A 23,411-nucleotide genomic window follows, 5' to 3' on the forward strand; every position below is an offset into this window, starting at 1 on the left:
AAAGTGTTCAATCTTATTTAGCGATAACTGTCTATTTTAGTTTAACGTTTACAACAAGAAAGATTTATTAGAATATATCTACCCAAAAATTACACTATCGAAGATCAGAGCTACCCAGTGTTGTATATGCACGATGGTCAGAATGTCTTCCAAGATAATGATGCAATTAGGGGTACTTCTTTAAAACTCGAAAAATATTTAGATGAAAATGAATTAAATGTTATCGTTGTCGGGATAGACCAAAATAGTGAAGAAAGAATAAATGAATATTGTCCTTGGACATGTGGGGAATATAGTAAGAAATTTTTAGGTAAGGAATCAATAGATGGTGGAAGAGGGATACAATATGTTGAGTTTATAGTGAATGAACTTAAGCCATTCATAGATAATAATTATAGGACATTAAAAGAGCATACTGCTATGGCAGGGATTTCCTTAGGAGGACTCATTTCAACTTATGCAATGTGTCGCTATCCTGAAATTTTCAGAAATATAGCAATTCTGTCTTCAGCATTTTATCGTAACCAGGAGGAAATTGAAAAGTTAATACAATGTACTGATTTATCACTGATTGAAAGTGTCTACTTAGACTGCGGTACTAAGGAAGCTGGAGATGCCGAAGCAATAAGTGTGGAATTTTTAGCTTCGAATAAAGCCATATATGAAATCTTAAAAGAGAAAATACCAAATACAAAGTTTCAAATTATTAAAGAAGCAGAACATAACTATTTGGCCTTTAGGGATAGAGTCCCTAAACTATTTACATTTTTATCTCGTAAATCGAACCAATTCTTTTAATATAATTTTATTCAATAATTTGGACGCATTTCTAGAAAAATAGATTTGTGCTTATTTATTCAAAGGTAATAGAATTTCCATTTCAATTAATAAGAGGTAAATCCAACTGTAATGTCGAATTGTCTTTTGAAAAAGTCATTACGGAATTGGTGCTTTTATGAAAAAGAAAATATACAAAAGGATACATATTATCGGCTCAGTTGGAAGTGGTAAAACAACTTTAGCAAAAGAAATATCTTCAAAGTTAGGTATACCGTATTACGAATTGGATAATGTAGTTTGGATAAGGAATAAGTCTGGTGATATAAAAAGAACTGAACAAGAAAGAAAAGAGTATCTAACCAGTATAATACAAACCGACAGTTGGATAATTGAAGGAGTGCACAATGAAGAATGGGTAAGCAATTGTTTTAATAGTGCAGATTTAATTATCTTTTTAGATACAAAATATTCAATAAGAACATACCGAATTATAAAAAGGTTTCTCAAACAAAAACTTAAATTAGAGGAAGCAAATTACAAACCAACATTAGAAATATTTTTTAAAATGTTTAAATGGAATCGTTATTTTGAAGAAGTTAGTAAAGTTGATTTTTTCAACAATTATGGCATACATAAAGACAAGATAGAAGTTATTAAAAACGTAAATTGTATTAAAAAGTGCGCGTTTCTTTCATAGGTGTGCTCCCTTTCCATTTAAGAGTAGAGGTGTATTGATGAACAAAGCTAAAGAAACTCCCGCAGCAAGAAGAGAAAGATTAAGACAAGAAGAATTAAAAAGAAACCCAGCAGGAAGTATTCATGGTGGAGGACTTCACGATTTAATCGGGGATTTAGGATGGAAAGGAACAGGAATTCTTATTATAGTAATAATAGTTGGTATTATTATATATTTAAGTTTTTTCAATTAAATCTGCTAAAAGGCAAACATTTGGTATTTAACAATATACAGCAATGAATGAAATGCTTCTTTGAGGATTTAACATTTTGAAGCTTAACAAAACTCGGATAAGAGTGGAAGTTGATAACCAAAAGGCAATTAAAAAAATGGGATATGTTGAAGAAGTTATTTTAAGACATGATTATTTCACAAATGGTAAATTTGTAGACCGTTTAAGAATAAGTATTCTAAACAATGAGTTTTTAAAATAAGTGGAGCATCTGCTATGCTAAATCTGGTTCATGGTCTAATTATTACTGTAAATAAAGAATTTGTTGAGTAAATATATAACTTATAATACGGTCAAAGCCCTGTCATCCGAAATGATGTTAGGGCATTTTTTATCATAAGAAAGAGCGAGAGAGTTATAGTTTATTTTTTATTTGTTTTAATAAAATAATTATGTAGATTAAAGCAAAAACTATAAAAATATAATATCCAATATTAAGCAATCCACCAATTAGCTATAATGGAGAATCAATTTTACTCATTATATCACCTCATTCTTTTCTTTCTGAAGTCTTTGGCCCAATTATTACTTTGTAAAATAATATAACAAAAATAGGGGGTGAGGTAAATAATGTTAATTTTGAATATGCTATAAATATCTTTGTAATGTTCAAAAAAATGTTATGAATAGCAGAAATTTATTAAAGGTAAAACCTACTTTTTATCGAAATTTAGTAATTTATAAGGCAAGTTTCTTCAATTTAGATAATGTTGGTTATAAATATATCATGATCAAAATTAATTATTGTAAATGAAAAAAGCTAAGGTGGGAATCGTATTTTGAAAATAGAGGAAGCAAGGGAAAATATTGTGAAATTAAATGAAAATGAAGCAAAAAGTCTTCTTATGATTATCTATACAGTTATTGATGCAGCAATATATGGAAATGATATGGAAGGAAAATATAAAGAAAAATTATTAGAACTGATTAATATTTATGAAAATCTTCCTAAAAAATAAACTAAGTACTCAAAAATTAAGAGTTCGCCGAAAAGAGATGTCTTAATCTTTACGAAAAAATTATGTTTTGCTTAATAATGTATGAAGCAAAATCCAAGTGGTAACAATAAGGATAATGCGGCAAAGACTTTCAAATATTTGGAGGCGACTTGAATGAAAATGACAGAACAAGCATCTGAATTCTTCAAAAAAGAAATGGAGGAAAATAACTATGACACGATACGTTTTTATAATTTAGCGGGGTGTTGTCATCCAACATTGACAGCCGAATTTGAACCAGCTGAGCCTGGTGATAAAATTGAAATTGTTGAAGGTATCCAGATAGCTATTGAACAAGCAGTGGTTGATGACTTAAAAGATATTACGATAGGTATTGACCAATCCAAAGATGAGGTAGAACTCATTTTAGACGGTTACATTATTCCAGAAGCATGTAATTGTGAAGAACATGAACATTAAATAATAATATAGCTAAAGTGAATCTGGAAAGGGGAGAAAAAATACATACTTCAAGTCTTTAATAAAGATATAGATCAATCACTTTTCCCCATTTTCAAATTGTTTAATTCCTTTACCTAAATAGCTTCCATTCAATGGATTAAAGTAAATTTCCATATATTCACCAGATTTTGTATAGCCTTCAATACTAAAAATTGGCATCTGTTCATCGTTTCGTTGAATCTTAAAATGGTAGTTTTCTTTGGCGGAATTTTTTGCTTTAATTGGTTTGAGATTGTATTTTTGTATTGCCTTTTGAATAAATGTATCACTGTCAATACTAATATCTATATTCTTAATTGGTTTATCATCAGATGGATCTAAAAATTTATATTCTTTAAGTTTTCCATTTACAATGGTGACACTCATACGATAATTTGCATGAGGTAAGCTAACCATGCTATTCCAATTTGGTTTTTTACCATCTTTTCCAGTTCCTTTTTTATCCGCCACACTATTAATATTTAATAGTTCTGGATTAGGATCATATTGTTTTGCTATTTCTATAGAAATTAAAATTGCTTCTCGTAATGTAATTTCTCTATCTGGTATTTCCTTCGAAGAATCTACAGTGAATTCACTCATTGGTTCAATCTTTTCTTGAAAAACAGCAGCTTTTTCAACGTATTGAAATTTTTCTATATTGACAGAGTACCAAAAGCAAAATACGAAGATTACAAAAAATATAAATCGTAATAATTTCATGGATATATACCATCCTATTCAGAATATATAGTAAAAATTCTGTTGTCATATCATATTCATCATGGACAGTTTTTAGAAAGATTATTATAAAAAAAGAATATTCTTCGTATAAATTACGAGAGAAAGAATATATAAGAAGGTATCACAAAAAAGAAAGTTTTGTGTTTGAGAGGTGAAAAGCAAAGCATGTTAAAGAAAACTGTTATATTAAGCATAATGTTACTATGGATATCTAGTTCCTTAACTATGGCCTCTAACAATCGATTAAATGAATTAGAAATTCAAATGATTCCATACTTAAAAGTACTTAGTCAACTTAGTGAAGAATTAGGTGTGACTCATTATGTGGCTGAAGAAAATAAGGAAAGGTTTTACGATAGTGTGAAAAGTATGACACCAAGAGAATTTGCAATAACGATGAGGGAACAGTATAAAGTTGCAGAACAATCTACTGTTCAATCAGAAAAGTTCAGTGGAGAAGATGCTCGAAGTGGATTCGGACCAAATCCGTTACCAAACTCTAATGGAAAGATTGAAACGATACCTCTTGATTAAAATCAAGAATCGTGTATTTATAGAAGGAAAACAAGTTAATATTTCTCAAAGGGGGTGACCATTTATAATTTGGTAGCTACTGACTTATTTTAATTACTGTTTTGTTTGAATAAAAAATCTTAGTATCTTTATTTCTTCTCAAGCTATAAATGCCAAAACTTCGATTTATGAAAACTATTTCTTTGAATGTTACACTAGTCAGCTCATATTTCTAAAATGAAGAAAATACCCTCTCAACTATTGTCTAAATCCTGTAAATGTAATCCTTTATAATTGCCATCAAGGCTTTACCTATTTGTATGTATTTAAAGTATTTTTAAAATCGCATCTAGTTTCAATAACAAGATATATAGATCTTAAAACAAAAGATTACAATCATGTTACAAATACATATCAAATGAATACCAATTTTTAAACACACTGTAATGATAATGTCTTGAAGTTCTCAATAAGATGTATAACAACAAAAAATAATAGATTATCAACATGCAGAGAGAACTGGAAGAAAGCGATTAATTGGCACTTCGTAATATTAACTGGGAGTGATAAAAGTAAGTTAAAAGCTTTAAAGATTATTAATCGGCGATTTTAATTAGAATTTTGGAATACTCAAATAACTAGAGCGAAAGGTGATGTTCAATGTTAAATAGACACTTCAATAAATTGATCAATTTTAATGCTTTTTATAAGATAGGTATTCTGTTTTCTATATTACTAGTAGCAGCTGGTTGTTCTCAAAATAAAGAAATGGTCAGCGATCAAAAGGTACAAGCAGATTCTGTTATAGTTGAAAAAAACGATAAAATTATTGATAAAAAAAGCGTTCAATCAATAGAAGAAGTACTAAAATCGGAATTTACCAGTCCGAAGCAAAAGTACAATAAAATCATTCAAAACCCCAAAAATCTTACAAATGTAGATGGGAAAACTGTCGTAAAAGCATCGAGCGGAAGCGAACTTTACGAATACGTTGAAGATTTATACCAACCTTACTTTACACAATCCGGATTTGAAAAGTTCTTTATCAGCTCTGCTTTTAACTATACACTGCAATCTAAAGATATTCATATAAAAGTTGATGATATTAAGATAAAAAAGAATAAAAATGATGATGAAGATTTTGATTTTGTTGTTAAAGTAAAATATAAAGAAGATGGTAGTACTGAGAAAAAATATAATATCAAAGGTGTAGCAACACTTCCGGAAAGCGGAAAAATAAGTGAAATCAAATATTTTGATGATGGCGGATTAATGGATAATATCAGAAAGAATAGTTAAAAAGTATAGAGCAGTCCTCTTCTTTAAACACAAAAGAAGAATGGGCTGCTTTTAATATGTTATAATTTAATATTTTTGTTACACTACTCTGATTATTTCGAAAATAAAGCGATAAGATTTTGAAAATTGTGTACACGAAGCTTTATTTCTATTTACCTTAGCTTTGGAAGAGTACACTACTAAAAATATACGGGATAAGCAACTGCATTAATGGAGTTCAAGTTTTTGGTAATTGATGGTATTGATTTTGTAGAAATTTTGTAATAATATAGAAAATAATGTCGCTTTTGATAGAAAATTTGAAACTATTAACATTCCTCAATATTAAAGTTAATATAATTTCGTTAGAATAGGTAGTAAGAAAACGCTACACTTAAATATTAAAAGAGGAAATTTGTGTTGTGTACAAATTTCTTACTTAGAGGTAGACTTATTCTTAAGAATGTATTTATCACCTTTAGACTATTTGTATCAAGTATTTTCAATAGTTTACGAACTTTTAGATTAAAGTAAGTGGGAAATTGGATAATGGGAGGTATTGTATGTACATAGGTGGTCAAAAAGACTTGCAAATTTTAGATACATATACAGCAGAATCATTAGGTTTACCAGGAATTGTTTTGATGGAAAATGCAGGTACTGCAGTTGCGGAGACGTTATTAGAGCATTTTGAAGATGTCGAAGCAAGAATTCTTATTTTATCTGGTGCTGGTAACAATGGTGGCGATGGTTTTGTTATAGCAAGAAAACTCTATGAACGAGGTATGAATGTTGAACTTTGTCTGCTAGTTGATGAAAATAAGGTTAAAGGGGATGCATTGATTAATCTAACTGTTTATCGTAACCGTGAATTACCTTTTTTCCAATTGACAACAGAAAATTTATCTGAACTTCAAGCAAAAGTAAATTGTGCAACCATCATAGTAGATGCTATGTTAGGAACTGGTGCTCATGGCATCATAAGAGAACCTTACCGATCTGTAATTCAAATGGTCAATCAATCTACAGCTTTTGTTTTATCGGTAGATATTCCATCTGGTCTTCAGGCAGATGATGGACGTATTGAGGAACTTGCTGTCAAAGCTGATGAAACCATTACGTTTGTAATGCCGAAAAAAGGTTTCTTTTTACATAATGGACCCGATTATATAGGGAATTGGAAAGTAGTAGATATTTCAGTTCCGCTATCATTGGTTGAGAAATTGAATATGGACTTACCAAAATGTATTACAATAAGTGATGTCTTTGCGCAAATGCCAAAAAGACCACAAAATGGGCATAAGGGAACTTTTGGACATGGTTTAGTCATCGGTGGATCGAAACAATATGTAGGTGCACCTTTGTATTCTGCAAAAGCTGCATTTCAAACAGGAATTGGTTTAATCACTTTAGCTGTGCCAGAAAGTAATTACGAATTATCCGCTATTCAAGTTCCAGAAGTGTTATTTTTACCATTAAAATCTGAAGAGGGACATTTTACAGTAACTGCACTAGATGAAATCGATTTATCATCTTACAAAGCGATTGCTTTTGGACCAGGTATGGGGAGATTTACAGGCGCGGAAAAATTAGTACAAAGTCTATTTCAACGACTTAATGGTCAGCCAATCATAGTAGATGCGGATGGACTTACTATATTAAGAAATCAGATGCATTTAGTAAGGAATTATGAAGGTTCAGTAATTATTACACCACATCCTGGTGAAATGGCTAGATTACTTAATACAACAGTAAAAGAAGTTGAAGAAAATAGAATCGAAGTCGCTCAACAATTTGCTAGAGAATTTAATGTTTATGTTTTATTAAAAGGGCACCGTTCAATAATCGCAAATCCTAATGGCAAGACTTGGATCAATCCGTTAGGTCATGATGCACTTGGAAAAGGCGGTAGTGGAGATGTTTTAACTGGCGTAATATTATCATTATTATGCCAAGGTGCAACACCAGAAGAGGCGGTAGTTTGTGCTTCCTATTTACATGCAAAAACTGCAGAAGTTAAAGCAAATGAATTATCTCATTATGGCGTAACACCAAACAACGTAATTGATGGAATACCTCAAATTTTAAACAAAATGTTTTAATAACTAATTTTGTCGAATATACTCTATGCTATTTGCGAAATTTGAAGAATCTTGTCTTCGAAAGGAGAATTAGCTTGCGAAACTTAGCATGGTACATATCTTTGGCAATTACATTTTTCGGATTTATCATCATTGAATTTTATTTTACACTTGATCCAACAAAAACTGATCAACACGGAAATGAAGCACTTATACCAATTACACTTCTAATCCCATTTTTAATATTAAGTCTTTTTATCACGTGGACGGTTGGAAGAGATTATTTTGCAATTAAACCCCTAGAAAAGCTTTGGTTGTTGATATTTATTACAGTCTTAATACTTTTAATCGGTATAACGGGAGAGTATCAACTTTTACAAAATTCCCTAAATGAATTACATGGTAATTGGCAAAATCCAAGTTCGGTTATTTTTGGAAAAGGGGCTTTAAATTATTATACGAATAATTGGTACTTTAATGAAAATACATTCTTACTAATACATCTTCTTGCATTCTTTTGCGGATTCTTTGGTAGAAAAATTGATATGCATTAGAATTTATGGAGATTTAAAGAGAAGCAGCCCATACTAAGTATGAGCTGCTTTTATATTAGGAATTTTATAGACAAGTTATAAGAATGACACAAAAATATCGCCGAAAAGTGAATGATTTATCCATGGCTTTGAGGTATATTCAGTCTATATTTTCCGCATTTTCAATTACAGTTATTTTTTTTGATTTTTTTCTTTTTTGTAACACATCCACTACAAACATAATCAATAATCCACTTATAAAAGATGAGAAATAAAAGAAATTAATCTTTCCAGCAACAAACAATAAGACTATTGCATGTATTAAAAAAATTCTCCAGCCTAGCAATATTTTTTTCTTAATGGTTATACACCTCCACTTTTAATATATATTGCATAAATGTATATAGTAGTATATTGAGAGAGTCGATAGATTATTGCATAGTAATCAGGAAAATATAACTAATCAATTAATTAATTATAATAACTTAAATGAATATTTAGAAGGGAAAAAGAAGCTTACGTGAGGAATGAGATAAAAATAAAAAGCCTTACTAATTATTAACTAGTAGCAAGGCTTCTATCGTTATAAAATTTTTTGATCTAATGCAAACTAAGTACTTTTAAGATATAGTATTGACCATCTCCGCCAACATTTACGATTGCTTTTCCATTTTGGAATGGATAACCAACGAAATCCGTTTCAAACTTAGGAAAAGCATTGCCATTTTGATCAATATAACCGCCATTTTCAGCTCGATTCATAATACTAGCAAAGCCTTCACTAAAGCCTGAGTAAATTTGTAAATAGTTGTTTTTAATTTTTACATTTCCTTTTTTATCGATAAAACCCCAATGCCAATTTTTTTGAAATCCCGCAAGTCCTTCGCTAAAATCTGTTATATCTTCATATTTGAATTTGATTTTCACATGATTGTTTTTATCGATAAAACCCCATTTTCCATCTTTATAAACTGCCGCAAGCCCTTCATAAAAAGAGTGGACCTTCTTGTATTGAGGTTGAATTACCACATTTCCTTTTGTATCAATATACCCCCATTTCCCATTGTGCTTGATAGCAGCGTATCCACTGATAAAACGTTTAACACTTGTGTATTTCGTTTTAATAACCGCTGTTCCTTTTTTATTAATGTAACTCCAATGACCATTTTTCTTAACTGCGCCTAAATTATAGCTGAATGCATAAGCTTTATCGTATTGAGGTTTAACCACTTCTTTACCTTTTGTATTAATATACCCCCATTTTCCATTCTTACGAACAGCTGCTAAGCCATTTTTAAATTTATCAGCTTGATCGTATTTATTGGAAACTATAAGCCTACCTGTTTGGTCAATAAATCCCCATTTTCCTTCTAGTTGTACCTTTGCTAAACCTTCACTAAATTTACCGACATCCTCATATTTCGGTGCAATTACTTCTTTAGCTTTTTCATCCATAAATCCATATAGCTCGAATTCAATGCCTTTATCATTTTTCTTTAAAATTGAAACAGGAGCTAAACCTTCACTAAAATTTCTTACTTCATTGTAAGGCAAAAAGTTATTTTCAGCATTTGCATCTGTAAGAACTGTAAAGCTTAATATGATCCCTGCAATAATACTGCCGATAATTTTCTTCATATAAAACTCTCCTATCTTGGAATCTTTGAATTAATTGCATAATATTAAGAGTTATAGAAATGGTAAAGATTATTCTACCAGATAAATGTAAAGGAGGCTAATTATTAATGGAATGTTAAGAGGATACAAGAAAAAACACCTTAAAAATAAGGTGTTTTTATGATGGACGAACTCTTCAATTGTTATATAAAATCATAAAATGCTTTACTTGCTACGATTAAGGCAAGCGTTAAAAAAGCAACTGTATTTCCTAAAATTAATGCAGGTTTTAGAGTTGTCTTCTTACTTAGTATTGCAAATAGGATTCCAGCTAATGGTGCTGTAAATACCAAGATGAAAAAGATATAACCAATAAATCCAGTATTACTAAATTCAGCGATTGCCTTTGTATCATTTGTGAATCGATACAATAAAAAGCAAACTAGAAAAGAGACAATTGTAGTTACGAAAGAAATAATCGAAATAAAATTCAACAGCCTATTATCCAATCAATATTCCCCCCTAAAAAGAAATGGTCATTCACTTCAGTCTAAGAAAAACAGTAATTCCATTATAATTAGGGATAAATAAGCCTACGTTTCAATAAATCATCTTATAAAATAATATGATAGCAGAATTGATTTTAACATCTATTTTTCTAAAAATTGTCTAATTATTGAACTTCTATAATTAGAAATTACTGTAAATGATGAGGCCGGAATGTTAAAATAAATTATTAAGATATCATTTTTGAAGAACTGTGATGTCTGTCTGTTTTCTCTTTAGGGGGTAGGAAAATGCTTGATAAGAAAAAAATGGATATGTTTGAAAAGGATAGAGAGAAGTGGAACGAAAAACAAAAGAGAATAATCGATGGTCATGATTATTATAATCGAACATATTTCGGTAGCCCAACTGTGGGTGGTATTATCATATTTGCCATTATTTTAGCCCTAATAATTGTAGGGATTCTAAATGAATAAGAGGGGAGATGAAGATGAAGATTGAAAGGATATTCATGATTTTTGTTGGAATGTTGACGTTTTTTCTTGTAACAGCCTGTAGTAAGAGCGAAGAGCCAATAATTAATGTACAATTTAAAATTTCACCAATAAGTGCAGAAGAATATGGAGTTATCGGGACCAAAGAGTTAAATAACCCAAAGCAAACAGATTTTCAAAAAATTAACTATAAATTGCGAATTACAAACACGAATACAATAAAGAACCTTAAAATTCATTCATACGATGATTGGAAAAAAGCTCTAGGAGATACTGATGATATTAAGAGATACTGGTTCGGTAATATAATGGAAGAAGAACGTCCAACAGAAAATTCTATAGAACATAAAGCGAAAATTGTTTTTTATGCAAAAGGATTATCTGAAAAAGAGCTCAAAGCCAAATTTAAAAATGCCCACACAACTATTTCTTGGACTGATAAAAATAATAAGAAAGTAAATCAACAGTTTCAATTAAGCGAAATAATGGAATTTAAAAAAACTAAGTAATAATCCGTATATACAAAATCATGTTTTTCTACAATAATTTGTATAATATAATAAGTAGAGCCTTTTTATAATTAGATTTTAAAGGTGGTGAAAAAATGATTTTTGTGCCTTTATTACTCGGCGTATTGGCCGGGATTATTTTGACTGTCATTGCTACAGTGTTAAATAAGAATGGTGTTTCTAAAACCTATATACAAATCTATTCTTTAGGAACTATGATTCTTGGTGTAGCAATCGCATTCTATGGTTATTTAGTTGTTAGAGGATTTGAAGGGTTTGCATATTTACTTTTAGGCTTTCCGATTGTGGTCTTTTCAATAGTAACGTTTGTGTTGAATTTTAGAAAAATTCAATCTACTCATTAAGGCATTTCAAGATGACTAGTTCTAATAAGGTCAGCAGTTTTACAAGCTGACCCATTTTTTTAATGCGTAAAACATATAGAAAATTTCCTGTTCTTTTTAATACAAATCAAGCAATCCAATTTGAAAAGTTAAATCAAGTGTTAAGTGAATTTGCAACGTTTTTCAAGTTGGACGGTGTTTTTGGAATTGATATTATAAAGGGAAAACGCTTGGTTATTGACTATCCTAATCGAAATGTTCAGATTTTCGATTAAGTAAAATAGTTGTCTTAATATAATTTGGAGTTAGGAGAGACGTTAATGATTGAAACTAAAAGAATAAAACTTAGAGATTATAATACGGATGATTTTCATTTTTTAAATTCGCTTTTAAAAGCCCCCGAAATGGTGAGATTTATCGGCAATGGTAAAACTAAAAATGAAACAGAAGCAAAAGCGTTTTATGATTGGATCAAAGCATCCTATGATCAAAACAAAGATTATGGTTTGAAAATAATTGAATTAAAGGACACAGGGGAACGAATTGGACATGCAGGATTAGTACCGCAAATAATCAATGGTGAAGAGCTTATAGAAATCGGATATTGGATAAGTACAAATTACTGGGGGGAAGGATTCGCAACTGAAGTAGCAAAAGCATTAAGAGATTATGGAGAAAAAGAATTGCATTTACAAAAGATGATTGCGCTTATACAAGTTGATAATTTGGCTTCCCAAAAAGTAGCAAGAAATATAGGGATGAAAGAGGAAAGGGAGATTGATTTAAAAGGTAAACAGGTGAAGATTTTTACAATTTAAATAATAGAAAGAGAGATAAATAAATGGATAATTTAAATATACTAAGTTCAGCAGGGTGGATTGGAATTGTTTCAAATGTATTTATAGTATTATGTTTTTATTTTACATTGACATTCTTACAATATTTAAAAGCTGATGACAAAAGTCAGACAGCGCAAGCCAAAAAAGGGGCAGTACTTTGTTTAGCTATAGCTTTATTAGTTCCTTTATTATATAACATCTATATTTCTTATCAAATGATGAAATGATGTCTAGTTAATCAGTTGGGAATTACAAAGGGGGATATTTGTGTTTTCATTTAAAGTAGATGAAGAAATTTCTATTGTATTATTACAACAACATCATAAGGAAGAATTATTCAAGCTTATAGATACTAATCGAGAACATTTAAGAAAATGGTTGCTATGGGTAGATAAAAGGAAGTCTGCTCAAGATTTTGAACCAATTATTCCGATTTGGATCAGTAATTATGCCAATAATAACGGTTTTGATGCAGGGATTCTATACCATGATCAATTAGTCGGCATGGTTGGACTTCACTATATAGATTGGAATAATAGAGCAACAAGTATAGGTTACTTTCTTGCTGAAGAGGCTCAAGGGAAGGGAATTATTACAAGAACAATAACAGCTTTATTGGAATACATATTTAAAAATTTGAACTTAACTAGGGTCGAAATTCAATGTGCAGTAAATAATCATAAAAGCATAGCAATACCTGAAAGATTAGGTTTTGTAAAAGAAGGCATTAAAAGACATGGGCAATGGCTATACGATCATTATGAAGATATTGTTACTTATAGTTTACTAGCTAATGAGTGGGAGCAGAATACGAAAGCTTGATCAACAAAGGGGATTAAAATAGATTAATCAGAAAGGCGTTATAGCTATTATTTTTTTAGTTACCTTTACTTATAACCCAAGAGGAAAGAAGCTCCTGAGAAAAAGAAAACTAAGACAGTGATTTTCATAGAAATTGGTTAATAATTAAAAGGGGTGTTATATGAGTAGGTGGATGTTTGTTTTAGTAATTCTTGTAGGATGTTTTCTAATAGGGTGTTCTAATAATGATAATGAGATGACTGATGGAAAGCCACCAAAAGTATGGCTTCAAATCGGAAATGAAAAGTATGAAACGAAATTAGGAACTTATTGTTGGAAAGAAACGAATAAAGCAAGATGTGTTGATACTGTTGGACCAGTTAAACTTTTAGAAGGAAAAGATCCTATTAAGGTGAAACCTGGTGAAACAATATCATTCCTGATGGACTATGAACCTAAACCAACAGAATTTACGGTAGAACAGTTTATGAACAACAAAGTATCGGATATAGAAATAATAGATAACGAGATAAAAGCACCCATGAAAAAAGGTATTTATTATTATTCATATGGAGTTAGATGGACGGATGAAAAAGATTCGAATATGTCTAAAGGTGATGCTTCTTATGCATTTGTTATAGAAGTTGAGTAGTACCATTCCATCGACTCCGCTACTTAGCAAAAGGACCAGATTATTGAGCTGGATTTCTTATTAAGTTGCCTTCCTATAAGGACTTAAATTTTCGAAAGAGCGAATTCAATTTCATTTCGAGCGAATAAACTGACTGCAGGAGCGAATAAAACCTCCTAATTAGCAAATAAGTTCTTGTCAAAAGCGAATAAAAATTTCAGAAGATCACTAATCTTTTATATAATCAAAGGGAACTTGCAAAATATTTCAAAAAATTAGGAGGCTATTATGCAAATCAACCAAAAAGAATTAAATCTTATTGAGAGTATCCAAACCGTAACAAACTCAAAACAAATAATTGATGTTATTCATGCAGCATTTAAACGATACGAATCTGATCCGATGCCTTCGAGTGCTTTATCTGAAACAAGTATGACAATCGAAGAAAATTTAGAAAATGGCATACGTATTTTTGGAGCTTATGTAAAAGAACAATTAGTTGGTGTTGTTAAAGTAAAGAACCAAAAAGATTTTTTATATTTTTCTAGATTATCGGTACTGCCTATATATCAAGGAAAAGGTATTGCTTCGGCATTAGTGACTTATATTGAAAAAGTAGCCTCTGAAGAGAATTTTAAATGTGTCCAATGCAAAGTTAGAAAATCTGAAAAAGATAATATTCAATTATATAACAAGCTTGGCTATCACATTACAAAAGAGGAACTCACAACTAGTCCAACGGGTTTTACAATGGCGACAGTAACAATGGAAAAGGGGAAATAGTATGGACTATTATGTAATTGATGCATTTACAGAAAGTAAATTTGGTGGAAATCCAGCAGGAGTAGTAATTCATAAAGATTTAGATGAAAAGTTCATGCAAAAATTTGCTGCAGAAGTTCGCTTTTTTGAAACTGCCTTTGTTAAGAACATAAATAATAATACTTTTGAAATAAAATTCTTTACACCAACAAATGAAGTTGAACTATGTGGTCATGCAACAATTGCAGCCTTTAAAGCATTATTAGATAACAATGATATTAAGGAAAATCATACATATTTTATGAAAACACTTGCAGGGATACTTCCAGTTGAAGTCAATCGTTCATTCTTTTTGATGGAACAAGATAAGCCAAAGTTAGGGGGATTATTTAAAGATTATGAGGCTTTGGCAAATCTTTTTAGCATTGATAAAGATCAAATAGGTAGTAAAGAATTCCATCTAGTACCTCAGGCCGCAAGCACAGGTCTTTGGGATATTATGCTACCGATAAAAACAAAAGAAACACTATATGCATTAAAACCTGATTTTAAAGCAATTGCTAAATACACAGAAAATAATGCAATTGGTGGAATTCATGCATTTACACTTGATTGTAGTAAAGGAATAGCAGAATCCAGAAACTTCTGTCCACTTTATGGGATTAATGAGGAATCAGCTACAGGCACTTCTACTGGTGCACTAACCTATTATCTATTCAAGAACAAAGTATTAAATGATTTTGACAAAGAATATACTTTCCTACAAGGATACAGTATGGGGAGACCGTCAACAATTGTTGCAAAGATTGTGGATAAAAGATATCCAACTGTTATAGTAGGTGGGAACGCTGTAATCTTAACAAAAGGGGAAATCTACTAATTATTTCATCGAATACGTAACAAGTTGCAATGGCTCTTTTCATAATAATTGATTCAATAAAAGAATAATAAAAACTATTAAAATAAAAATAATAACAATCATCAAGACAAATACACTCTCAATTTTGAGTAATATTTTCCATGTGCTGCTTTTTTTGATATGTGCTATTCTTCTAGCGACTTTGATATTAATAGGCATAAAATATAGTGAAAAAAATATTCCAACTGATATAGGAACAATTATAATCACAAGAATAATATTATTTGTATACTTTTCTACATAGGTTGATATAACCCACACAGGTATGCCGAGCCAAAGACCAAATGTAAAAAATAACATAAAACAAGCTATAATCAGTAACATTATATCCTTTTTTAAAATATATTTATAAGCTTGCCAATATAATTTCATAAAAATAATCCTTTCAAAATATCATTTGGAGGGATAAAATGGAAAAAATATCAGGGTATACGGAATATACGGGTTCTTTATTGGATTAGGAATACTATTTGTACATCTTATGAAATGTACTTGCCACCTAATAGGATGAATTTTTCGGGGGCAACTTATAAATGATTAAATTTTTTTGTACATATTAATCCCAGCTACTTCAAATCCCAGTGTTTCATACAGTTTTATAGCTTTCACATTTGTCCCAAATACATGTAGCTTAAAGTATTGAATTTCTTTACATGATAAATATTCTTGAATTTCATTCATTACCATTGTGCCAATCCCATTAGAACGGAATTGATCAAAGATGAAAATCTCATATAAAAAGGCACTCTTTTTTTCCTCATCGATCTTAATCCATACATAACCACAATCTTCACTGTTATATACAATCTTATAGAATTCATGTTGTTTAGTATAAAAACCATTTGGTAAATATTGTTGTATCGATTTTTTCGCACGGATATCTGCTGATTCTGTGATTTCATATGTATGAGATGCTAAAGTTTCAGCATATCTTTTTTCTTTGTCTCCTATATATTCTTCAAATTCTGTTTCATTCATTTTCACTAATAGCTTCAATTTCATCTCTCCATATTCGTTTATTGATTCTTTTAGTATATAATACTAATTACATTAATGGAATAAATTTCTTGTGAATAAGGGGGTTACTATGAAACATAAAAAAGTCGTGTTCTTTTCTGTTATTGGAATATTGATTGTTATAGGTGTTATCTATATTTTAAATTATAACCATCGTTTCAATGTGAAAAATGACGAACATCTAACAGAAAATATAGAAGAATGGTTAAGTAGAGGAAATGAAAAGATCACTCTAAATAATCACGTTAAGTTACATCAATTAGGCAATTCAAATTCATATATTGGTTTTCTACAATTCAAATCTAAAAAACTTGGCATAGTGAAACTAGATAAAGGATGGAACGGGAAATTTCAAATAATATCTGCTGGGTATGGAACAAATCATTTAAAATATCGAACAGTTAATACCAAAGATGGACGATTTGGTATTGTCTATGGTTCTAATCCACAGGGGAAAATCCACTCTATAAAAGTAAAATTATTAAGCTATGACTATCAATATTCGACTAATATCAATTCAAACCAGGATTTTTTTATGAAAATTGATCGATTACCGAAAGCTATAAAATCAAATGATGCTTCGGAAAATATCATTACTTATGATCAAGATCATAAAGAAATAAAAGTAATGCAGAAATAGTATTATCTATATTTCTGCATTTTTAGTTGTTATGATGAAACTTTCAAAACCATTCTAACAGTTTTTAAAATATGGCCATCAAAGTTATCATCGAATTCTGAAACAATTGTAAATCCTTTTGCGTGATAAAAATCTCTTCCAGATTTGTTATCGCGTTCAACGTTAATATATATCTCTTTAACACCATTTAGAAGTTTTATGCCTTCGTGTAAAAGGGAAGTGCCTATGCCGAATCCTTGATATTCAGGATATAGATAAATGGCAGAAAGTTCAGCTGTTGCATCCTCTTTTAAAGGGGAGTAATTAGCAAAACCAACTATTTTACCTTCTGAAACCGCAACAAACATATGCGATAGTTCTAACCTTCTTTGCAACCTTTCGTCATTATATGCCATGTTTAAAAAATTCTCTTGAATATCAAAAGGTATGATCCCAGCATATGTATGATGCCAACTTGTTTTGGCCACCTGTTGTACTCCGGATATATCTTTTTTATCCATTTTTCTAATCGTATAGTTCATGGTTATCACCTCGCATTATATATTAATTGAAAATTCTATCACTTGTTAATTGGTAAGTAAATAGAAATAAAATAATTCGGTTTATTTTGTATGGTGATAAAAAAGTCAGACCTACAAATTAATAATAAACTTTGAATTTGATAGATTGTTAGTATTTGAGCAAGCGTTAACTAAGAAAATAGATGGCCATTTTTCTGATAATCCTGAATAGCCTTGTTTAATTAGGAAAATTGGAGGTTACACTGAATATAGATAATTATGTTATAAGGGAGTAAAAAATGGCTGACAAAAATAATGTTCAATCTGTTTATTTAAGTCGTAATTTGTGGTCTGGAGTTCTATTTGGAATGGGGCTAGCAGCCTTTATAGACGAGACAGTTTTTCATCAACTTCTACGATGGCATCATTTTTATGACAAATCCACAACTGATATTGGACTCATTTCAGACGGACTATTTCATGCATTTAGTTGGTTTGCAACTATTGGAGGATTATTTCTTTTCGCAGATCTCAGGCGACGAAATGCACTGTGGTTTAAGAGATGGTTAGGAGGAGTGTTTACAGGTTCTGGCGGATTTCAATTATATGACGGTACCATTCAACACAAGATAATGGAGATACACCAAATTCGTTATGTAGAGAATGTAATTATTTACGATTTAATATGGAATATATTGGCGTTTTTAATGATTATAAATGGTCTTCGTCTTCTTGTAAGTACAAGAGATAGACATCAATTGAGGAAGGATATCTCGCATGATTATCAATAACCATATTCATCATAGCAATGGAACACAATTCCACAATATAGTCGAAATAATTCCCCAGCTTGTCTTGGGACTACCGTTTGTATTGGCTTTGGTCATGTATATCGTTGCTGTTGTGGTATCCAATAAGCGTTACAAACCTTGGCCAATCCATCGTATTTTCTGTTGGGCTCTTGGTTGTATTTTAGCAACTTTTTCAGTTGTAGGCCCTTTAGCAAATCGCGCACATGTAGATTTTACAGCTCACATGTTTGGACATCTTTTTTTAGGCATGCTTGCGCCGCTGCTTATGGTCCTTGCTGCGCCAATGACACTTTTACTACGAACGTTAAGTGTTCCAATAGCTAGAAGATTTTCAAAAGTTATAAGAAGCTGGCCATTCCGTATAATTACTAATCCTGTTGTTGCATCCCTTCTTAACATAGGAGGGCTTTGGATTTTATACACTACCAATCTATTCTCACTTATGCATGAGTATATCCTTTTACATCTAATTGTCCATTTCCATATATTTTTGGCCGGTTATTTGTTTACAGTATCAATGATTTATATCGATCCAATACCTCATAGAATTTCTTTTAGAACCCGAGCAATCGTATTAGTCGCTGCCTTAGCTGGCCATGGTATTCTATCAAAGTATATTTATGCGAACCCGCCTAATGGAGTAACCGTAGATCAAGCAGAACTTGGTGGCATGCTCATGTATTATGGGGGAGATATTATTGATATCGTAATCATTTTCATACTTTGTTTACATTGGTTTAAGGCAACTCGACCTCGAACAATGCTAGCCCATTGATCAGTAATTGAAAAAATAATCGTCAATGAAATTTTGAGTGTGAAGCCTAAATTTTCTTTGCTAAAGCAGGAAATTTAAGCTTTTAGTATAATATATTCTTTTTTGGGGCTTTATCACTCAAAATAGCTGAGTATCGTGATATTAGTAAAATGGTTTATTCAAGAAAGGACTTACTGAAAATTAGTGATGGAGGTAGTCATGAGTATAGAAAAAGTGAAGAAAGATTTTAATAGGTTAAGTCAACATGTATTCTTTGATGAGGATCAATATTTTAGGGAACAAACAAATTCAAAATCACATTTTCATATCTTTATTCAAGAGACAGAGATTTTACTAGAAACTTCACTAACAATGGATGAACAATATTGTATATTTAGCTTTCTAGGTTACTCATATCGCATACTAAACAATCCTACTGAAGGAATTAAATATTTCCAAAAATGTTTAACCATTAGTCAACATGAACCACGGAAGCAGATCATAACAATGATACGTTTGGGTGAAGCATACAAATATGCGAATTTACATAAAAAAGCACTCGAATTGTTGGATGATGCTATAAATATATCAAATGTATATCAAATAGAAGATTACAAGCATTACATTTATCAACACAAAGGGAAATGTTTCTTAGAATTAGGTGATGTAACATTAGCAAAAGATAATCTTCATGATGCACTCAGTATAAGAGAGAAAATAGAAAATGATGCGTTAATTTATTCAACTCGCCAAGTAATTGATTTTATAGGTAGAAACTCTAACTTAGTGCAGAATGAAAGGGAAAAATAATATGAAAAAAGTAGTTGCGTTTGTATTTCTTTTAACCCTTAGCGGCTGCACTCAGACAAACTCAAAGGAATTTAAAGAGATTGTTGACGTGAAATCATTATCCAAAATAGATGTCATTGATGGAAGAAATGGTAAACGATACAGTTTAAAAGAAGATAAACAACAATTTGTTGATCTATTAACCGAGAGAATATATAAGAAAATGAAACATCATGAAAAAACAAAGGGGTATATATATCATGCAAACCTTTTTAGTGACGAAAAAGAATTTTCTATTACATTTTTAGATGATGGAATTGAAATCAATGACATTTACTATTCACTAAATAAACCAATTACAGAAAATGAAATATCAGATTTATTAGAGTGAGATAGTCGTCTTATTGATCAATGATATGTACGATTTATTCATTTAATGGATTAAGTAAGTTTCTTAACAAACCCTGTACTTTTTCCAGTATAGCCATTTCCTTTATAAAAAGTATGTGCAATTTGACGTTCTTCACGATTACCACTATTAAGTGTGATTGCATTACAACCTTGATCGATAGCCCATTGCTCACATGATTTTAGTAATTTTGTTCCAATACCTTGTTGACGTTCTTTTGACCTTACGATAAATGCTAAGATTCTACTGTATTTACCTGTCATTTCGAAGTAATAAGCTTTACAAACTCCTGCGAAACCAACGATTTGCCTGTTTTTTATGGCTACCAAACCCTCATAATCAGGATGTTTCTGTAATTCAATAAAACGATTAGTAATATCCTCAGCTGAAGAAGGATAACCTAACTCATCTAATAACGGTTTGAGCTTACTATAATCAGTTCTCTTAATAGGTCTTATTAAAATGTCCATGGCTTCTCCTTTATTGGTAATTGTATTTAAAATTGACTATTATGCTTAAAAGGTAATTTAGTAAATGAGCATACCAAATAACAAGCTTATAATTGCATAGACAAAATCTTATACAATTTTAAGTTTAATTGCAAATGAATAATACAATAAACTATATTATAAATCATCAAAATTTTGAAGACTTGATTCAACAAAAGGTGTTGAGTCAAGTCTTTCTTTTAATTTCATCTATATTCAGTTCTGTAATAACCTAAATGTCCAAATGTAGGGATAAGGTCACAACACTAATTGAATTGTTTTACTTAATGGAGTTAGCTATATCAATTAGTGCATCAACAGACATTTTCTTCCCACAGTCTTCATCCATGCTTAATAGATATTGAAATCCATTTTTTTCGAAAGCAATAGTATCAAATCCAGTAAACCTTTTACTATATATAGCTTCATCTCCATTATTGAGTTTGATCTTTTGCTTAATATGTTTTTCTTCAAAAGGAAGCTGATACTTCACTGGTTTAATGAGAATTTTAAAATGGTTTTGTGCCTTGTCTTCGTGTAAAAAAGTAAACTCTAATTCATCACTTTCATCACCTTCTAAGTCATTCATCCGGCCAAAAGCATGTGTAAACGTTACTTCCGGCAATTTTGATGGCAAAGATATTTGTTTCTTGAAATGTTTTTGACCATCTATAACAGCATTTGCCACATCTTTATAGCCGATGTCGTAATAATACAACTCAATGTCATCACTTGTTGAATCAGCATTTGATGAAAATGAGAGTGAGAAAAAAGTGAGCATAAATGTAAACAGAAAAACGAAGTATTTATTCATTCGAATCACCTCTATATAAATTATTTATAGTTAGGCTGATTCAAAATACGAATATTATGTAAATCGTTCATATTTTTAATAATAAAAATTGATTTTTATTAAAATTACAGACCTCGATAGTCTATATAAACAAAAAAAGAAGAGCGCAATAAGATATTAAATAATTATAGAATATTCTTTTGAAACTTAAAACCATCTTTATACTATAATAGATATTATCTATTTAAAATAGGAAATTTATAGAAAGGATTAAATAAATTGTCGAATCTTAAATTAGCTAAATTTATTGTAAATGATTTTGAACTTTATTATTCGTTGGTTTCAAATGAAAAGGTAATGGCCATGATTACTGAAAAGGCCATTCCATTAGAAGTTGCTAGGGAAAGATTCAATAAAATGATTAAACAAAAAGCACTTTTTGATAAGTATGGAAGCTTCAAAGTTTTTAATAATGCCACAAATGAATTTCTAAGTTCAGGTAATCTAACTATCAATAAAGATAATGATAATGAAGCGGAAATAGGCTATATGCTCCTACCAAAATATTGGGGAAAGGGATTTGGTAGTGAAATAGCTAATGCCTTAGTTGAAAAAGCAAAAGAAGATGGATTAAAAAAATTGACTGCCATTATTGACCCAAATAATGTAGCATCGAGGAAAATATTAATAAGCTTAGGTTTTCATTCTCTAAAGGTATGCGAGATTGATGGTTTACCTGGGGAGATATTATATAAAGACTTATAGAAAATAATTAGATATGGAGGGTTTCTTTGAATTTTGTAGCATGGATGATTGTAGCATGTGAAATCATGTTTTGGATTGTTATTATTTTAGGACTTGTCACACGATATGTGTTCAATCGAAAAAAATTAGGGCTATTCTTAATGGCTTTAACACCTGTTATTGATTTGATTTTATTAATCATAACAACTTTCGATTTATATCGTGGTGCTACTGCGACAGTATCGCATGGTATCGCTGCCGTTTATATCGGTATATCAATTGGATTTGGAAAAAGTATGATTGATTGGGCAGATAAGAGATTCCTTTTCTATGTTAAAAAGGAAGGTACAAAGCCAGTTGTGTTATCCGGAATGGATTATGCATTGCATTATTTAAAAGGTTTTAGTAAGCACATATTATCATTTCTACTTGGTGCTGGCTTAATAATAATGATGATTAGCTTAATAAAAGATACAACACGAACGGAAGCACTACTTGATGTGATTAAAATATGGGCGCTAGTACTAGGCATTGATTTTCTTTTTACGATTTCTTATTTTATATGGCCGAAGAAAAAGAAAACAAAAATAATGTTTTAAATATAGTAAGTACAGATTTATAGTTTTGAATCTTAAACTTGAAGTTCAATCTAATGATGTATGTTAATCCTTCCGTTTCCAATTTATGATAGGGAAAAAGGGGGAGA

The 23,411-nt window shown here is 30.5% G+C and carries 33 protein-coding genes and 1 pseudogene; 26 read left to right on the forward strand and 8 right to left on the reverse strand.

Annotated elements, in window-relative coordinates; all coding sequences use genetic code 11:
- Window positions 1-60: 60 nt before the first annotated feature.
- The 6 genes and pseudogenes from CW357_RS05245 to CW357_RS05270 all read left to right on the forward strand — a co-directional run.
- A pseudogene (locus CW357_RS05245) lies at window positions 61-798 on the forward strand (alpha/beta hydrolase); the annotation flags it as partial.
- 157 nt (window positions 799-955) lie between these two features.
- Entirely contained in the window at window positions 956-1,477 is a 522-nt protein-coding gene (locus CW357_RS05250) for an AAA family ATPase (protein ID WP_124217498.1), read from the forward strand.
- Between the two features lie 37 nt (window positions 1,478-1,514).
- Window positions 1,515-1,709, forward strand: a complete 195-nt coding sequence (locus CW357_RS05255; RefSeq protein WP_124217499.1) for a DUF6366 family protein — start codon at window positions 1,515-1,517, stop codon at window positions 1,707-1,709.
- Window positions 1,710-1,785: 76 nt separating this feature from the next.
- Window positions 1,786-1,950, forward strand: a complete 165-nt coding sequence (locus CW357_RS05260; protein WP_124217500.1) for a GNAT family protein — start codon at window positions 1,786-1,788, stop codon at window positions 1,948-1,950.
- 577 nt (window positions 1,951-2,527) lie between these two features.
- The gene (locus tag CW357_RS05265) at window positions 2,528-2,707 is read left to right on the forward strand and encodes a hypothetical protein (RefSeq protein WP_124217501.1); all 180 of its coding nucleotides are present in this window, start codon (window positions 2,528-2,530) and stop codon (window positions 2,705-2,707) included.
- Between the two features lie 153 nt (window positions 2,708-2,860).
- Window positions 2,861-3,166, forward strand: coding sequence for a hypothetical protein (locus CW357_RS05270; RefSeq protein WP_124217502.1), 306 nt, complete (start codon window positions 2,861-2,863; stop codon window positions 3,164-3,166).
- 78 nt (window positions 3,167-3,244) lie between these two features.
- Here the strand turns inward: CW357_RS05270 and CW357_RS05275 are convergent, their stop codons facing one another.
- Window positions 3,245-3,910 carry a hypothetical protein gene (locus tag CW357_RS05275; protein WP_124217503.1) on the reverse strand — a complete coding sequence of 222 codons (666 nt, stop codon included), beginning with the start codon at window positions 3,908-3,910 and terminating at the stop codon, window positions 3,245-3,247.
- A gap of 186 nt (window positions 3,911-4,096) precedes the next feature.
- Here CW357_RS05275 and CW357_RS05280 point away from each other — a divergent pair, with 186 nt between their 5' ends.
- The 4 genes from CW357_RS05280 to CW357_RS05295 all read left to right on the forward strand — a co-directional run bounded on the left by CW357_RS05280 (window position 4,097) and on the right by CW357_RS05295 (window position 8,357).
- Entirely contained in the window at window positions 4,097-4,465 is a 369-nt protein-coding gene (locus tag CW357_RS05280; RefSeq protein ID WP_119417402.1) for a hypothetical protein, read from the forward strand.
- Window positions 4,466-5,104: 639 nt separating this feature from the next.
- Window positions 5,105-5,743 carry a hypothetical protein gene (locus tag CW357_RS05285; protein WP_164489543.1) on the forward strand — a complete coding sequence of 213 codons (639 nt, stop codon included), beginning with the start codon at window positions 5,105-5,107 and terminating at the stop codon, window positions 5,741-5,743.
- Window positions 5,744-6,285: 542 nt separating this feature from the next.
- Window positions 6,286-7,824: an NAD(P)H-hydrate dehydratase gene (locus tag CW357_RS05290; protein WP_124217505.1), complete on the forward strand. Its 1,539-nt coding sequence runs from the start codon at window positions 6,286-6,288 to the stop codon at window positions 7,822-7,824.
- A 74-nt stretch (window positions 7,825-7,898) separates the two neighbouring features.
- Window positions 7,899-8,357 carry a hypothetical protein gene (locus CW357_RS05295; RefSeq protein ID WP_119417373.1) on the forward strand — a complete coding sequence of 153 codons (459 nt, stop codon included), beginning with the start codon at window positions 7,899-7,901 and terminating at the stop codon, window positions 8,355-8,357.
- Window positions 8,358-8,936: 579 nt separating this feature from the next.
- On the opposite strand, the gene CW357_RS05300 is transcribed toward CW357_RS05295, so the two are convergent.
- Window positions 8,937-9,974, reverse strand: a complete 1,038-nt coding sequence (locus CW357_RS05300) for a WG repeat-containing protein (protein WP_124217506.1) — start codon at window positions 9,972-9,974, stop codon at window positions 8,937-8,939.
- Between the two features lie 182 nt (window positions 9,975-10,156).
- Window positions 10,157-10,462, reverse strand: coding sequence for a hypothetical protein (locus CW357_RS05305; RefSeq protein ID WP_124217507.1), 306 nt, complete (start codon window positions 10,460-10,462; stop codon window positions 10,157-10,159).
- 288 nt (window positions 10,463-10,750) lie between these two features.
- Here CW357_RS05305 and CW357_RS05310 point away from each other — a divergent pair, with 288 nt between their 5' ends.
- The 9 genes from CW357_RS05310 (at window position 10,751) to CW357_RS05355 (ending at window position 15,720) form a co-directional block, all read left to right on the forward strand.
- Complete coding sequence (locus CW357_RS05310) at window positions 10,751-10,936, forward strand: hypothetical protein (protein WP_124217508.1); 186 nt, start codon at window positions 10,751-10,753, stop codon at window positions 10,934-10,936.
- A gap of 14 nt (window positions 10,937-10,950) precedes the next feature.
- Entirely contained in the window at window positions 10,951-11,463 is a 513-nt protein-coding gene (locus tag CW357_RS05315) for a hypothetical protein (protein ID WP_124217509.1), read from the forward strand.
- A 95-nt stretch (window positions 11,464-11,558) separates the two neighbouring features.
- Complete coding sequence (locus tag CW357_RS05320) at window positions 11,559-11,828, forward strand: YesK family protein (RefSeq protein ID WP_124217510.1); 270 nt, start codon at window positions 11,559-11,561, stop codon at window positions 11,826-11,828.
- A 299-nt stretch (window positions 11,829-12,127) separates the two neighbouring features.
- Window positions 12,128-12,625, forward strand: coding sequence for a GNAT family N-acetyltransferase (locus CW357_RS05330; protein WP_124217512.1), 498 nt, complete (start codon window positions 12,128-12,130; stop codon window positions 12,623-12,625).
- Between the two features lie 23 nt (window positions 12,626-12,648).
- Window positions 12,649-12,873: a hypothetical protein gene (locus tag CW357_RS05335; protein ID WP_124217513.1), complete on the forward strand. Its 225-nt coding sequence runs from the start codon at window positions 12,649-12,651 to the stop codon at window positions 12,871-12,873.
- Window positions 12,874-12,913: 40 nt separating this feature from the next.
- A complete protein-coding gene (locus tag CW357_RS05340) occupies window positions 12,914-13,468 on the forward strand; it encodes a GNAT family N-acetyltransferase (RefSeq protein WP_124217514.1) in 555 nt (184 codons plus the stop codon).
- A gap of 160 nt (window positions 13,469-13,628) precedes the next feature.
- Window positions 13,629-14,099, forward strand: a complete 471-nt coding sequence (locus tag CW357_RS05345; protein WP_164489544.1) for a hypothetical protein — start codon at window positions 13,629-13,631, stop codon at window positions 14,097-14,099.
- Window positions 14,100-14,366: 267 nt separating this feature from the next.
- Entirely contained in the window at window positions 14,367-14,861 is a 495-nt protein-coding gene (locus tag CW357_RS05350) for a GNAT family N-acetyltransferase (RefSeq protein ID WP_124217515.1), read from the forward strand.
- 1 nt (window position 14,862) lies between these two features.
- Window positions 14,863-15,720, forward strand: a complete 858-nt coding sequence (locus tag CW357_RS05355; protein ID WP_124217516.1) for a PhzF family phenazine biosynthesis protein — start codon at window positions 14,863-14,865, stop codon at window positions 15,718-15,720.
- Between the two features lie 39 nt (window positions 15,721-15,759).
- Here the strand turns inward: CW357_RS05355 and CW357_RS05360 are convergent, their stop codons facing one another.
- Together CW357_RS05360 and CW357_RS05365 are read right to left on the reverse strand one after the other, a co-directional pair.
- Window positions 15,760-16,131: a hypothetical protein gene (locus tag CW357_RS05360; protein ID WP_124217517.1), complete on the reverse strand. Its 372-nt coding sequence runs from the start codon at window positions 16,129-16,131 to the stop codon at window positions 15,760-15,762.
- Window positions 16,132-16,296: 165 nt separating this feature from the next.
- The gene (locus tag CW357_RS05365) at window positions 16,297-16,755 is read right to left on the reverse strand and encodes a GNAT family N-acetyltransferase (protein WP_164489545.1); all 459 of its coding nucleotides are present in this window, start codon (window positions 16,753-16,755) and stop codon (window positions 16,297-16,299) included.
- 91 nt (window positions 16,756-16,846) lie between these two features.
- Between CW357_RS05365 and CW357_RS05370 the strand changes: the two genes are divergently transcribed.
- Window positions 16,847-17,416 (forward strand): hypothetical protein, encoded by a 570-nt coding sequence (locus CW357_RS05370; RefSeq protein ID WP_124217519.1) that lies wholly within the window; start codon window positions 16,847-16,849, stop codon window positions 17,414-17,416.
- Between the two features lie 29 nt (window positions 17,417-17,445).
- On the opposite strand, the gene CW357_RS05375 is transcribed toward CW357_RS05370, so the two are convergent.
- Window positions 17,446-17,937: a GNAT family N-acetyltransferase gene (locus CW357_RS05375; RefSeq protein ID WP_124217520.1), complete on the reverse strand. Its 492-nt coding sequence runs from the start codon at window positions 17,935-17,937 to the stop codon at window positions 17,446-17,448.
- A gap of 278 nt (window positions 17,938-18,215) precedes the next feature.
- On the opposite strand from CW357_RS05375, the gene CW357_RS05380 reads away from it, so the two are divergent.
- The 4 genes from CW357_RS05380 to CW357_RS05395 all read left to right on the forward strand — a co-directional run bounded on the left by CW357_RS05380 (window position 18,216) and on the right by CW357_RS05395 (window position 20,662).
- On the forward strand, window positions 18,216-18,707 hold the full coding sequence (locus CW357_RS05380; protein ID WP_124217521.1) for a DUF2243 domain-containing protein: 492 nt from the start codon (window positions 18,216-18,218) through the stop codon (window positions 18,705-18,707).
- Complete coding sequence (locus CW357_RS05385; protein WP_124217572.1) at window positions 18,697-19,503, forward strand: cytochrome c oxidase assembly protein; 807 nt, start codon at window positions 18,697-18,699, stop codon at window positions 19,501-19,503. Before CW357_RS05380 ends, CW357_RS05385 begins: the two co-directional genes overlap by 11 nt.
- Before the next feature lie 198 nt (window positions 19,504-19,701).
- Window positions 19,702-20,292 carry a tetratricopeptide repeat protein gene (locus tag CW357_RS05390; RefSeq protein WP_164489546.1) on the forward strand — a complete coding sequence of 197 codons (591 nt, stop codon included), beginning with the start codon at window positions 19,702-19,704 and terminating at the stop codon, window positions 20,290-20,292.
- A 1-nt stretch (window position 20,293) separates the two neighbouring features.
- The gene (locus CW357_RS05395; protein WP_119417282.1) at window positions 20,294-20,662 is read left to right on the forward strand and encodes a hypothetical protein; all 369 of its coding nucleotides are present in this window, start codon (window positions 20,294-20,296) and stop codon (window positions 20,660-20,662) included.
- A gap of 50 nt (window positions 20,663-20,712) precedes the next feature.
- Here the strand turns inward: CW357_RS05395 and CW357_RS05400 are convergent, their stop codons facing one another.
- Both CW357_RS05400 and CW357_RS05405 read right to left on the reverse strand, forming a co-directional pair.
- Window positions 20,713-21,150, reverse strand: a complete 438-nt coding sequence (locus CW357_RS05400) for a GNAT family N-acetyltransferase (RefSeq protein ID WP_119417283.1) — start codon at window positions 21,148-21,150, stop codon at window positions 20,713-20,715.
- A gap of 298 nt (window positions 21,151-21,448) precedes the next feature.
- Window positions 21,449-21,982: a hypothetical protein gene (locus tag CW357_RS05405; RefSeq protein ID WP_119417284.1), complete on the reverse strand. Its 534-nt coding sequence runs from the start codon at window positions 21,980-21,982 to the stop codon at window positions 21,449-21,451.
- Window positions 21,983-22,240: 258 nt separating this feature from the next.
- On the opposite strand from CW357_RS05405, the gene CW357_RS05410 reads away from it, so the two are divergent.
- Window positions 22,241-22,726 (forward strand): GNAT family N-acetyltransferase, encoded by a 486-nt coding sequence (locus CW357_RS05410; RefSeq protein WP_124217523.1) that lies wholly within the window; start codon window positions 22,241-22,243, stop codon window positions 22,724-22,726.
- Window positions 22,727-22,752: 26 nt separating this feature from the next.
- The gene (locus CW357_RS05415; protein ID WP_124217524.1) at window positions 22,753-23,304 is read left to right on the forward strand and encodes a hypothetical protein; all 552 of its coding nucleotides are present in this window, start codon (window positions 22,753-22,755) and stop codon (window positions 23,302-23,304) included.
- The last annotated feature ends 107 nt before the right edge of the window (window positions 23,305-23,411 follow it).

The sequence above is a fragment of the Rummeliibacillus sp. TYF005 genome (assembly GCF_003844195.1).
In the GTDB taxonomy this organism is placed as follows: Bacteria; Bacillota; Bacilli; order Bacillales_A; family Planococcaceae; genus Rummeliibacillus.